The organism is Idiomarina rhizosphaerae, assembly GCF_024159085.1.
In the GTDB taxonomy this organism is placed as follows: domain Bacteria; phylum Pseudomonadota; class Gammaproteobacteria; order Enterobacterales; family Alteromonadaceae; genus Idiomarina; species Idiomarina rhizosphaerae.
Map to the genome: position 1 here is coordinate 343198 of NZ_JAMZDE010000007.1, position 13025 is coordinate 356222.

The following is a 13025-nucleotide window of genomic DNA, read 5'->3' on the forward strand; positions in this document are numbered from 1 at the left end:
GCTATTGATAAAAATTCCAGCCATTTTCCAGCATTTGCTTCAACAAAGGCGCAGGTGTGTATCGTTCGCCACGCTCTGCTGCCAGCTTCTCTAGCTTATTCACTATGGTTTCAAGCCCCTGGCTGTCCATATAACGGAATGGTCCGCCAAGGAAAGGTGGGAAACCGATACCAAAAATTGCACCAATATCACCGTCGCGAGGACTGCGGATAATCTCTTCCTGTAAACAGTAAGCAGCTTCATTCAGCATGGGCAATAAACAGATATCAATAATTTCGTCCGCAGACTTGTTCTCGTTCGGATCAATATCCAGCAAAGAATACACTGAAGTGTCTACCGGTTTGCCCTTTACACCCTTTCCATATTGATAAAAGCCTTTTTGGTTTTTCTTACCTTTGCGGTCGTCGTCAATCAGCTTCTCAAAAGCTTCAGGCGCTTCAAAGCGATTACCCAGCTCTTTCACTAATACCGGAGCCACTTTTGCAGCAACATCAATACCAACCTCATCCAGTAAAGTAATTGGACCCACCGGGAAACCAAATTTCACCAGAGTTTTATCTAAATGCTCTATAGGTTCTCCGGCTAACAACAAGCGTGCCGCTTCATTCATGTAAGGTGCAAGAATACGGTTAACGTAGAATCCGGCACCATCTTTTACCACTATCGGAGTTTTGCCCTGCTTCTTAGCCAGAGACACCGTTGTGGCTATGGTCTTATCTGAGGTCCCAGGGTGGGTAATAATTTCTGCCAACGGCATTTTATCCACCGGAGAAAAATAGTGGAGGCCAATAACCTGTTCCGGGCGCTTGGCTGTAGCCGCTATTTGAGTAATAGGCAACGAACTCGTATTAGTTGCAAAAATGGTCGACTCGGCGGCGTGCTCTTCCACGTCAGCAACCATTTTTTGCTTCAGGTTAAGGTCTTCAAATACTGCTTCAATAACCACATCGGTACGCTCAAAGCCGCTGTAATCAAGCGAGCCGCTTAACATCAGCATGGTCTTTTCAAGCTCGGCGCGACGCATATGACGACGCTTCACTTTTTTATCTAAACGCTCGTAACTGTAATGCAACGCATGCCGAATTCCGTCCTCAGCGATATCCTTGATGCGCGCAGGAATGCCTGCTTTAGCCGCCGTAACATAGGCAATGCCGCCACCCATCAATCCACCACCTAAAACGCCAACCCGTTTAACCGTATCGGGTTTAACACCATCGGCACCGGTTTCTTTTTTCATTTCTGTGGTGGCGAAGAAAATCTGGCGCAGCTGATAAGATTCCGGCGTCATCGCCAGTTCACCAAAGCTGCGGGCTTCCTTGTCTAAGCCAGCTTCGCGGCCGCGCTCCACACCTTCGCGTACCGTCTGAATGATTTTATCAATTGCAGGGTAATTGCCCTGAGCTTTCTTCTGCGCCTGCTCACTGGCCTTTTTAAAGATAATGTCACGGCCAAACTTGGTCGCCTCCAGCACTTTGCTGATACCCTTAAGTGGTGGCTTAGTTGCTTTTGGTTTACGTTTTAACGCGTGCTCAACGGCAACATCCAACAATATGCTTTGAGGCACAACCTCGGTAACGAGCCCTGCTTTCAAAGCCTGTTTAGCACGCAGTTCTTTACCAGTAAGGATCATCGTCAACCCTTGCTGAACACCAACCAGTTCAGGCAGACGTTGAGTACCACCACTACCCGGTAACAAGCCTAATTTTACTTCAGGTAAGCCCAGAGCTGTCTTGCTGTTTTCGGTACAAACCCGCACATGACACGCCATGGCCAGTTCCAGTCCACCGCCCAGGCAAGCTCCGTTAATAGCGGCAACCACAGGTACATTTAACTGCTCGATGCGATCAAACATAGCCTGCCCTTTTCGCGCCAGACTTTCTGCGTCCACGGCATTCTCACAACCGTCTATCATGTTGATATCAGCACCGGCAATAAAGGAACCTGACTTACCACTGATAAAAACCACTCCCTTGACAGAATCATCGCTTTCTAAACGATTCATCAAACTGCCAACTTCTTCAGCAAATGAGTCTTTTAAGGTATTCATCGACTCACCAGGGACATCAATCATAATTACGGCGACGCCGTCGTCCCTAACTTCCATAGTGAATGCTTTATCCTGACTCATTATTCTGTCTCCACAATCATTGCTGCACCCAGGCCACCGGCGGCACAAGCGGTTGTTAAACCGACACCACCACCGCGACGGCGCAATTCATTCAAAGTCTGTGTAATCATTCGGGTACCGGTGGCGGCAAATGGATGACCATAAGCAATGGAGCCGCCCAGTACATTAAATTTATCCATATCGATTTCACCAATCGCTTTATCACGCCCCAGCTTCTCTTGCGCAAACTTGTCGCTGGCAAACATTTTCATATTCGCTAAGGTTTGCGCTGCAAAGGCCTCGTGCATATCAATAAGGTCTAAATCGTTTAAGCTCATACCGGCACGGTCTAAAGCAACCGGTGTCGAATAGGAAGGCCCCATCAGCATATCTTCTTCCACCTGTAAGGCAGCAAACGCATAACTGCGTAAGTAGCCGAGTACCGGCAGACCAAGTTCTTTCGCGCGGCTTTCGGTCATCATCATGACGGCGGAAGCCCCGTCCGTTAACGGTGTGCTGTTTGCTGCAGTCACTGAACCATGCTTGCGATCAAATACGGGTTTTAATTTCGCTAGTTTTTCTATCTGACTGTCGCCACGGATATTATTATCGCGACTCAAATGCTTTTTATAAGGCTCAGGGTAGGCAGTCATCACTTCGTCACTTAGCCAACCAGCTTCCCATGCAGCATGAGCCTTTTGGTGCGATCTTACCGTTAGCTCGTCCTGGTCGGCACGGCTAATGTTATGCGTTTTCGCCATTTGTTCCGCCGTTTGCCCCATGCTTAGCCCGGTGCTGTATTCAGCCACAGCCGGTGGTACAGGCAATAAGTCTTTAAACCCTAAGCGCTTCAATATAGAAAACCGTTGTCCTAATGTTTTTGCTTTATTTAAATCGACTAATGCACGTGCCAGACGTTTACTGACACCAATAGGTAATACCGAAGACGAGTCGGCACCACCAGCTATGCCGCCACGAATGTGTCCAGCCACCATAGCTTCGGCAATATTAACCGCCGACTGAAAGCTAGTAGCACACGCGCGGGATACACTGTAAGCATCGGTACCAACGGGCAAACTGGTGCCCAATACTATTTCACGGGCAATGTTAGGCGCTTCCGGCATTTGCACAACCTGACCAAACACCAGTTGCTCAACCCAGTCACCATCAATACCGGTTTTATTCACTAATTCCTGAACAACCATTTTACCTAAGTCGACTGCGGGTATGCCGTGAAAGTCCGTTGCTTGTTTCGCAAATGGTGTTCTTATACCCGCCACAAAGGCAATTCTTTCGCCATTTATGGTTAGCAAGCGTTGTGCTGCTGTCATAATAAATCCTCAATTCAAAAACCAATACTGGTCTGACCACAAATTATGTTACAAATTCTAGCCCGTAATAGAGCAGATTAAAACCACCGTTTTCGGTAAAGTATGCTGTATAGATTGAAATTTCGGAACAAAGACAGCATTGTTGCTGTCATTGCTATGCAGTACTGACAGCATAGTCAGTTTTCGCCGATAACGACAGCCTGGAGTAAACATGACCGCGACAGCGTTTCAAAAGCTACAAAATTACCTGAATCGGCAAGTGCTTGGACAGCCGGACTTCACTCAAAACCTTTTAATTGCCGTATTGGCTGACGGCCACCTGCTGGTAGAGGGCCCTCCCGGCCTGGCTAAAACCCGTGCAGTACAAGCTTTAGCAAAAGGTATTGAAGGTGACTTCCATCGGGTGCAATTCACTCCCGACTTATTGCCTGCCGATTTAACCGGTACCGACATTTTTCGTCCCGAAACTGGACAGTTTGAGTTTCAACAAGGCCCTTTGTTCCATAATTTAATTCTGGCCGATGAAATTAACCGGGCCCCAGCAAAAGTTCAGTCAGCTTTACTGGAAGCTATGGCAGAACGGCAAATTACTGTTGGTCAACGTAGCTACCCGCTTTCTGATCTTTTCATGGTACTAGCAACACAGAACCCTCTGGAGCAGGAAGGAACCTACCCACTTCCTGAGGCCCAACTGGATCGTTTTCTATTGCATTTAAAACTCGACTATCCGGATGCCGATACTGAACAGCAAATTCTGCGTCTAACCCGGGGGGAAGCCTTATCAGGTGATCTCGATATACCTACTCCGTTAACACAAAAGCAGCTATTCGACGCACGTCACGAAGTTTTGCAGTTGTACTTAGATGAAGCTGTCGAGAACTATCTGGTTCAACTGATTATCGCCACACGTCAGCCGCAACGCTACGACCAGAATTTAGCACAATGGATAGGCTATGGCGCCAGCCCTCGTGCTACTATAGCGTTGGAGCGCTGCGCCAGAGCTAAAGCCTGGTTAGATGGTCGTGACTTTGTAACACCTGACGATATCATTAGTGTTTTCCACAACGCTTTACGCCACCGGATTATTTTAAGTTATCAGGCAGAAGCCGACGGCGTATCACATGATCAGGTTCTTGATACGATACTGAAACTTGTACCGGCACCATAATGTTAAGAACTGAAGTTGAACAATGGCTTAAGCAGTTGCACTGCGATGGAGTCAGTCCCGGTATTCAGGAACTTCTTTATTATCGCAGCAAGATCAATGCTTTTGCGCGCCATCATAAAAGTCTTCCACGCTCAAGCCAGACCGGCCCCTTGCTAAGCAAAAGCCGTGGTCGCGGAATGGAGTTTGATGAGGTACGGCATTACCAGCCGGGTGATGATATCCGCTCCATTGACTGGCGGGTAACCGCGCGAACCGGTAAAGCTCATACTAAGCTCTATCGCGAAGAAAAAGAACGCCCGGTATTTATTTGGGTGGACTTATCTCTGACTCAGCTTTTTGGCAGCCAATTTGTGTTCAAATCTGTTCAGGCCTGTCATTTAGCCGCGGCACTGGCCTGGCAGGCACAACACAAAGGCGACCGTATTGGTGGACTCATTGGCAACGGCTGGCAACATCAGGAGTTAAAACCTATAGCCCGGCAAAAAGGCGTTTTACGTTTATGTCATGCACTTCTGGAAGTTCATAATGACAGCCTGACCCGTTGGCAAAACAAGCAAAAACAGCAACAAAACACGCTGGACGATAATTTAAAGCGGATACGACAACTGGTTAAGCCCGGCAGCAGCATTCATGTTATCAGCGATTTCTATAACGCCAGCGAACGCTTTCTGGATGGTTTGCGCGTACTTTCCCAGCATAATTCAGTTCGTTGTTTTGGGCTTTACGACCCTATGGAGCATGAGTTACCTCAGGGGTACTCGTCGCATCCGCTGGCAATTACCGATGGTCAGCAACAAGTTAGTATAAACCTCGCAGACCAACAGCAAAGAAAAACATACCAGAATGCCGCCGAACTTCGCTGGAATAGTATTCAGCAAGAATTCAGGAAGCGGAAGTTGTCTTTAACACCAATATCCAGTGCCTTACCATTGGAACAGCAATGGGCAGAGGTAAAATAATGCAGCAACCGTCACTAAATAATCTTAATGATATTGTTGAGCCGGGAGCAGCGAATTGGTGGCCGCCTTCCTGGCCGACAATTGCTATTGCCGTTGCGCTACTGGCTGGCATTGCTTTATTTATTTTTTGGTTAGTTCGGCGTCGACAGCAGTCGCGCGTGCGCAAAATCGCGATCCGGCAGTTACAACAAAACAGAAACATAAGCATCGAAGAGCTTACGGTGATACTTAAGCGCACCGCGCTGGCTTATTATCCCAGAGAACTCGTTGCGGAAAAACACAGTCACCAATGGATAAGTTTTTTGCTCACTCCTCTGTCAGAAAAGGAAAAGGCAACGTATGAGCCCTTGCTTAGTGAAGCTAATAAGAACTTTTATGGCATTGCTGATAAGAACTTTAATCAACACTACTACGAACTCGCTCGCCTGTGGCTGAGTAAAGATTTGAGCAAACAACCCGGAGCCGAAGATGTTTGAATTTGCCTGGCCATGGATGTTTTGCCTACTGCCCTTACCCGCAATTATCTGGAAATGGTTTCCGGCCGTACGTAAAAATAGCTCGGCTATACGCCTTCCCAGTACTTACGGCTTAGTTAGCGGCAGTCAGAGCTCTGGTAAACGCTGGTTATTATTACCGCTGATGGGTTTATGCTGGATCATGCTGGTCGCTGCAGTGGCAAGGCCTCAATGGTTGGGCGAGCCGCTAGCAATTCGGGCTGAGGGACGAGAAATTATGCTGGCTGTAGACTTATCCGGCAGTATGGAAATTGCAGATATGCAACTGGAAGGCCGCTCAGTGAACCGTCTAACTACGGTTAAGCACGTTTTGAGCGATTTTATTGAACGTCGCGAAGGTGACAGGCTCGGACTGATTCTATTTGCAGACACGGCTTATTTACAGACCCCCATGACTTACGACCGCAACACCGTAAAACAGATGCTTAATGAATCTGTACTCGGCTTAGTTGGCGAACGCACCGCGATAGGAGATGCTATTGCTTTGTCTGTGAAGCGCTTTCGCGACGACGAGGAGTCAAACCGGGTACTGGTATTACTAACCGATGGTCAAAACACAGCCGGTAACCTGACTCCTGAGCAGGCACTTGAACTGGCTCAGGCTTACGATGTAACGATATATCCTATTGCGGTCGGTGCTGAAGAAGTAGTAGTTGATAGCTTTTTCGGACAACGAAGAGTTAATCCAAGCCGCGACCTCGACGTACCTTTAATGCAAAGTATCGCTAAACAAACTGGTGGTAAGTACTTCCGCGCTCGCAGCACCAATGAGCTCGAAGAAATTTATCAACGCCTGGACAAACTGGAGCCTATTGCTGGCGACCCTCAGCAATTGAGACCTCGAGTGAGTTTATTTTACTGGCCATTGGCAATCAGTTTTCTTCTGTTTATTGCGGTAGCCTTGTTGCATTATCGTCCATGGGGGAGACGTTCATGAGCGAATTTCACTTATTGCGTCCCTGGTGGTTACTGGCACTAGTTCCAGTCGCACTGCTGTATTGGCGTTTACTCTACAGTCAGAAACATCAGGCCGGATGGCATCAATGGCTCCCCGGACATCTCTCAAAAGTATTGGTGAAGTCAGGGACACAACCATCCCTTTGGCCAGCCCACCGCTTTCTGTTAATTTCAATTCTGGCAACATTAGCTCTTTGCGGGCCAACCTGGGAACGACTGCCACAACCGGTTTACCAGCTTGAATCGGGACAGGTTGTGATTATGGACATGTCGCCATCGGTTTTAGCCGATGATATAGCGCCTAACCGTTTAACCAGAATGAGATACAAAGCCATTGATTTGGTCCGGGCAGGACTTGATGGTGATACCGGTCTTATTGCTTACGCCGACGATGCTTTTATCATCAGTCCGCTTACTGCCGATAACCGTAATTTAATAAATTTAATCCCTTCACTGTCACCCGATATTATGCCGGCGCAAGGCAGTGAACCTCTGTTAGCTCTGAAGCTGGCTGACGACTTATTAAAGAATGCCGGCTATCCTCAGGGCGATATATACTGGCTTACCGACGGTATTAGTAGTAGCGAACTCAACCAACTCAGTGGTTATTTGCGCTCTATCGATCATAGGGTTTCTATTCTGGCGGTTGGTACTGAAGAAGGTGCTGCAATTCGCGATAGCTCAGGCCGTTTGTTAAAAGACAACAATCAGGTCATTATTGCCAAAACTTATCCTTCGCGATTATCTGATCTGGCTTCTATTACGGGAGGAGCCTTCTCATCAGTAACCGCCGACAATAGCGATATTGATAAACTGATAAACCAGGCACCATTGACGCGTGAAGGTAAAGACGGTGATGAACAACAACAAGGAGACGCATGGCGTGATATGGGCCCTTACGTTGCACTCTTTATCTTGCCTATTATGTTGTTCAGCTGGCGTCGGGGCAGCCTGCTAAGCCCTTTGTTAATCTCTATGTTATTGCCTTTAATCGGCTTCACTCCAAGTGCTCATGCTGAACAGGAGTCCGTCTGGGAGAAACAACTACTGAATCAGGAGCAACGCGCACAGCGTTTGTATCAGGAAGAAGAATATCAGCGGGCGGCTAACCTCAGTAGAACTCCGTTCCGTCAGGGGGCAGCTCTGTATCGCGATGGTGACTATGAAGCCGCCGCCGAAGCCTTTTCTCAAGACGATTCGGCAGAGGCGCAATATAATTTAGGTAATGCACTGGCTCACCAGCAACAATACGATGCGGCAATAGAAGCTTACGACAACGCTTTAGAGCAACGCCCTGACTGGTCCCAGGCAGCCGAAAATAAGCAACTCGTTGAGCAATTGAAGCAACAGCAGAAATCAGAAGACTCCGGCGGTTCAGACGAATCCTCCGAGGAGTCAGATTCTGATAAAAACGAATCGGATAAGAATTCTGAGCAAAGTGGTGACGGCGAGGAGCAACAAAGTAATCAGCCCAATAACAGTGATGGGCCCCCTAATCCTGATGAAAGGGGTCAGCAGGACGGAAAGCCGGATGCGGAACAAAAAGAACAGGAGCAGGAGCCTTCTCAAGAAGAAACTCAGGAGCAGCAACGCCAGGACGCAAGCCCAGAAAGCCAAGAGGAATCCAGCGAACTACTTCAACAGAAGGTGCGCGAGGGCGAGATTGACCCTGAAAAAGCCCAACAACTGGAGCAGTGGATGAACCGGGTGCCGGATGACCCAAGTATACTGCTACGTAATAAAATGCTTCTGGAGAGCCAGAAACGGCGTCAGCGCAGAACCTCAGAACCCCAGGGAGACGATAAAAAATGGTAAGAGTATGGCGACACATTATCTTATTGATGAGCTTTTTACTTGTGAGCCAGCTTGCTCACGCCGATGTCTCTGAGGTTACTGCTACGGTCGATCGTAATCCGGTTACGGCGAACGAATCCTTCGTATTAACGATAACCGTTGATGACGATGTTGCTAACGACAGCTTTTCGCCATCTGAGCTATTAAAAGACTTCGTTGTAGGCAGAACATCGGTCAGTCGCCAGACATCAATCATTAACGGGAAGCTTAGCAAACAGACGCGCTTTACAACCGTGCTTATTCCCCAATCTGCCGGAGAATATAAAATCCCTGCAATTAGTATAGGTGGCGCCTCGTCGGCTCCTATTTCATTGCAAGTTCTGGAACCCGGCAACAACCAGGATAACGAACAGAAAATCGCTTTTCTGGAAGCTCGCGTAGACAATCAGCAAGTCTATTTGCAACAGCCTATCACTTATGTTGCACGGCTATTTCTTGCGGCCGATTTGAACAAAGGAAACTTAATACCGCCTGAAGCAGAAAACGCCGACATTCAGCAAATTGGCCGGGACGAAGAAAGCACTGAAATGGTCAATGGTCGTCGCTATAAAGTTTATCAGCGTGTTTATCAAATAACGCCAAGCAAGTCAGGTTCTTTAAGTATTGCAGGCGCACGTTTCGACGGCGAGGTTTTCACTCAGGGACAGCGCTCTATCTTTTCTTCGTTCTCCAACACACAACCTGTCAGCACCATCGCTGAAACTATCGAGGTTGAAGTACAGCCCGTCCCCGATAATTGGCAAGGTCATTGGTTACCCAGCGAGCTTGTCAGTATTTCTCAATCTGTTTCGCCTGAGCAAGAGACTTATACCGTAGGTGAACCTTTCACTATTTCCTACATGCTGACCGCTGTTGGTGTAAAACCAGAGCAGCTACCAGATGTTCGCCCAAGTTTTCCCGATACGGTAAGAATTTATCCGGATGGCGATGAGACGGATCAATTTAGTCGCAACGGCGTTATTATTTCTCAAAAAACAATAAGCTTCGCGGTCGTCCCTAATCAGCCTGGGCCATTAAGAATTCCGGCACTAAGCATTCCTTGGTTTAATACCAAAACAGGCAAACCTGCATCGGCGATAACCAAAGAGCTAAACTTTTCTGTCGCAATGGGTGATGGCATGCAGTCTATTCCCAAGACAAGTAATAATGCCGAAGCTAAGGCTTCTGAAGAGCCCCCCCTAAATGATGAGAAAGTAACTCAAACTGAGACGAAAACCCACTCAGTTGAATGGAATATCTGGATAATTAGCTTGCTCGCACTAGTACTGGTTGTTTCAATTATACTGAACGCATACCTTCTCTGGAGTCGAGGCACTAACTCTAAGAGCAAAGTTTCGACGCGCGAAACAGCAGAAGATAAATCTCGCAATCTAAACAAAGACAAATTATGGAGAGAGTTTCAGCTAGCCTGCCGTAACAATAACGCACAAGAAGCAAAAGAGTCTTTGCTGAAGTGGGCAAACCGTTATTTTGAACGCTCCTTTAATAGCATAACTGAGCTGTCTCAATACCTATCAATAGAGAAGGCATGTTCAAGCTTGCAACAAAGTCTTTATCAGCCTAGGGCTACCTCATGGCAGGAGGGGAAAACGCTCTATAAAGACGTTAAGGCCTCTATAGAAGCTAAAAAAAATATAACAACAACTAAAGACGTGTTGCCAAATTTGTACAGCAATAACTGATAAACTCACTACAATAGAAATAAAAAAAGGCTCAGACTTGTCACGGTCTGAGCCTTTTTTGCGATATTAACTTCTACGGAGTTGATAAACGTTTTATATCTGCGTCCGCTTTTAAGTTATTAATGAAGGCTTGCAACATAACCTGAGCCTGACGATTCCGCATCTGACTCTTTAACTCGTCAAGTTGGCTGTCATCAGGACTTCCTGGAGAAACTTCGGTCAATGCAACCACAGCAGCATCTCCATTCGGTAACGCAACCGTGTTAAAGACGCTCTCATCGTTTGCTGAAGGAGACATTGAGAATAGCTCACGTACGATAGTTCTTGGGTACTCACCATTGTTACGCTGGATGCTGTCTACCCAGACAATTTCGTCGCTCACCTCTTCACCCGCTTTCCAGGCTTGCATCCATTCTTTCGCCTGCTCAAGCGCTAATTGCTGAGCTTTTTCTACACGCAGTTCGGACACTATTTTTTCACGAACTTCGTCCAGCTCTTTTACTCGCACCGGTTGATGCTCAGTTACACGCACTACCAGTGACCGATCATCCGAAGTTTCAATAATATCACTGTTCAACTTCTCTTTAATTAGCTGCTCTGAGAATAAGTTGTTAAGAACAACATCGTCGCTCAGGGGCGTTGGGGCTCTGTCACGAGTGAATAAATCGGAACGGCGTACAGTGACTCCAATTTCTTCAGCCGCGGGCTCCAACGTGTCAGGTTGCTCAAAACTAATTTCCGCTAGTTTCTGCTGTTTCTCAAAATAGCGATCTTCTGCCTTTTCGGTTAACAACTGCTGACGCACTTCGTCTTTCACTTCGCTAAATGGTGTGACTGAACCTTCGCGTAAATCAGTAAGTTTAATAATGTGGTAACCAAAGCTCGTTTCAACAACGTCTGATAAATCACCAACATTTTCTAACTCAAAAACGGAGGCATCGAAATCTTCATCCATCATTCCGGCTTCTATCCAACCTAGATCTCCGCCCTGCTCAGCTGAGAAAGTATCATCTGAATATGTTTGCGCTACCTCCGAGAAGTCGGCACCTTGTTCAAGTTCAGCAAGCGCTTCTTCAGCTTTCTTTTTAGCGTTATCAGTATCGAACTCGATCAGAATATGAGAAACACGGCGCTCTTCTTCAGTCGAATATTGCTGCTGACGCTCATCGTAATATTGGCGTACTTCTTCGTCTGAAATTTCGACTTCCGATTCAACAGCAGCTAAAGAAAGCTCGACATAGGCGACGCTGAGTTTTTCCTGAGTCCGGAACATATCTTGATTTTGCTGATAGAAATTTTCAATATCCTGTTCCGCAATCTCTACCTGCTCTTCGAAACTCTCATTGCTAGCCAGCAAAAAGCCGCCTGAACGCGATTGGCTTTGTAAGCGCATAAAGGCAATAGCTTCAGGTTCAAGCACGAACGCGGTCGCAGACAAGCCTCGTAGTAACTGATTTCGGGTCATATCCTGTTGCATCACTTTTGCGAAAGCTTCGGGGCTATAACCCGCATTACGCAAAGCCATCAGGTAGACATCGTTATCAAATTGTCCTGCTGTACGAAATTGAGAAATATCACGGATTGCAGATTTTACCTGCTCAGGACCCACTCTCATCCCGTTATCTTCAGCGTATTGTACTAAAAGCTCTTGTTCGATGAGTTGCTCTAATACCCCACTGCGTAAATTACGCATGTAATCTGGATCGGAAGTAATAGCAGAAAACATATCACCGAACTGCTCTTGCAAGCGGCTACGCTCGTTTTCATAAGCACGATCGTAGTCACTACGAGGAATTTCTTCTCCATTAACTTTTGCGACAGCATCTTCTGTGTCACTAGTGATATAACCACCAACACCAGCTAATGCAAAAGTTAGAATGATTAACACAAGAATGGCCTTAGCAGTATAACTCTGCGAGCCTTCCCGAATCCGCTCTAACATAATAAGGCTTTCCTTATTTAACCTGAATAAACAACGTCACATTATAAGGTGATTCGTCTTAAAACTCACCATTCATACAAAAAAATAACCCGAGGTTTTATAAACCTCGGGCTACTATTATTATTCTTTAAAAAAAGCGCTAATGCGCTTTAATTAATTTACTGCGTCTTTCAGTGCTTTACCTGCTTTAAAAGAAGGAACTTTAGCAGCAGCGATCTGAATAGTCTCACCCGTTTGAGGGTTACGACCAGTACGAGCAGAACGCTCACGCACGCTAAACGTACCGAAGCCAACTAATGCGACTTGGTCATCTTTTTTTAGAGCATCAGTTACTGCATCGATCATAGAGTCCAGAGCACGACCAGCAGCAGCCTTAGAAATATCTGCACCTGCCGCGATTTTGTCAATAAGCTGAGACTTGTTCACAGTATCATCCCCTTAGATTGTTATTATCAAGTTTCCGTGGTTCCATTCGGATTTTAAAATGGGCCAGAACGGTTATATCAAGCT

General features: G+C 46.8%; 10 protein-coding genes. 6 read left to right on the top strand and 4 right to left on the bottom strand.

The genetic code is table 11. The features are described 5' to 3' along the window. Position 1 precedes the first annotated feature (1 nt). Both fadJ and fadI read right to left on the bottom strand, forming a co-directional pair. Positions 2 to 2128 (bottom strand): fatty acid oxidation complex subunit alpha FadJ, encoded by a 2127-nt coding sequence (gene fadJ, locus NJR55_RS09350; protein ID WP_253619701.1) that lies wholly within the window; start codon positions 2126 to 2128, stop codon positions 2 to 4. Then, on the bottom strand, positions 2128 to 3438 hold the full coding sequence (fadI, locus tag NJR55_RS09355) for an acetyl-CoA C-acyltransferase FadI (RefSeq protein ID WP_253619702.1): 1311 nt from the start codon (positions 3436 to 3438) through the stop codon (positions 2128 to 2130). The genes fadJ and fadI overlap by 1 nt, the downstream gene beginning before the upstream one ends. A gap of 211 nt (positions 3439 to 3649) precedes the next feature. On the opposite strand from fadI, the gene NJR55_RS09360 reads away from it, so the two are divergent. From NJR55_RS09360 to NJR55_RS09385, 6 genes are read left to right on the top strand one after another with little or no spacing between them, the layout of a single operon-like run. Further along, complete coding sequence (locus NJR55_RS09360; RefSeq protein WP_253619703.1) at positions 3650 to 4606, top strand: AAA family ATPase; 957 nt, start codon at positions 3650 to 3652, stop codon at positions 4604 to 4606. Beyond that, a complete protein-coding gene (locus tag NJR55_RS09365; protein ID WP_253619704.1) occupies positions 4606 to 5565 on the top strand; it encodes a DUF58 domain-containing protein in 960 nt (319 codons plus the stop codon). The genes NJR55_RS09360 and NJR55_RS09365 overlap by 1 nt, the downstream gene beginning before the upstream one ends. Continuing rightward, complete coding sequence (locus NJR55_RS09370; RefSeq protein ID WP_253619705.1) at positions 5565 to 6041, top strand: DUF4381 domain-containing protein; 477 nt, start codon at positions 5565 to 5567, stop codon at positions 6039 to 6041. The genes NJR55_RS09365 and NJR55_RS09370 overlap by 1 nt, the downstream gene beginning before the upstream one ends. Further along, on the top strand, positions 6034 to 7017 hold the full coding sequence (locus tag NJR55_RS09375) for a vWA domain-containing protein (protein ID WP_253619706.1): 984 nt from the start codon (positions 6034 to 6036) through the stop codon (positions 7015 to 7017). The genes NJR55_RS09370 and NJR55_RS09375 overlap by 8 nt, the downstream gene beginning before the upstream one ends. Continuing rightward, positions 7014 to 8852, top strand: coding sequence for a VWA domain-containing protein (locus tag NJR55_RS09380; RefSeq protein ID WP_253619707.1), 1839 nt, complete (start codon positions 7014 to 7016; stop codon positions 8850 to 8852). The genes NJR55_RS09375 and NJR55_RS09380 overlap by 4 nt, the downstream gene beginning before the upstream one ends. After that, positions 8846 to 10573 (top strand): BatD family protein, encoded by a 1728-nt coding sequence (locus NJR55_RS09385; protein WP_253619708.1) that lies wholly within the window; start codon positions 8846 to 8848, stop codon positions 10571 to 10573. The genes NJR55_RS09380 and NJR55_RS09385 overlap by 7 nt, the downstream gene beginning before the upstream one ends. A gap of 73 nt (positions 10574 to 10646) precedes the next feature. Here the strand turns inward: NJR55_RS09385 and NJR55_RS09390 are convergent, their stop codons facing one another. Next, positions 10647 to 12515 carry a SurA N-terminal domain-containing protein gene (locus NJR55_RS09390; RefSeq protein WP_253619709.1) on the bottom strand — a complete coding sequence of 623 codons (1869 nt, stop codon included), beginning with the start codon at positions 12513 to 12515 and terminating at the stop codon, positions 10647 to 10649. 153 nt (positions 12516 to 12668) lie between these two features. Further along, positions 12669 to 12941 (bottom strand): nucleoid-associated protein HU-beta, encoded by a 273-nt coding sequence (hupB, locus tag NJR55_RS09395; RefSeq protein ID WP_011234253.1) that lies wholly within the window; start codon positions 12939 to 12941, stop codon positions 12669 to 12671. Positions 12942 to 13025: the final 84 nt, after the last annotated feature.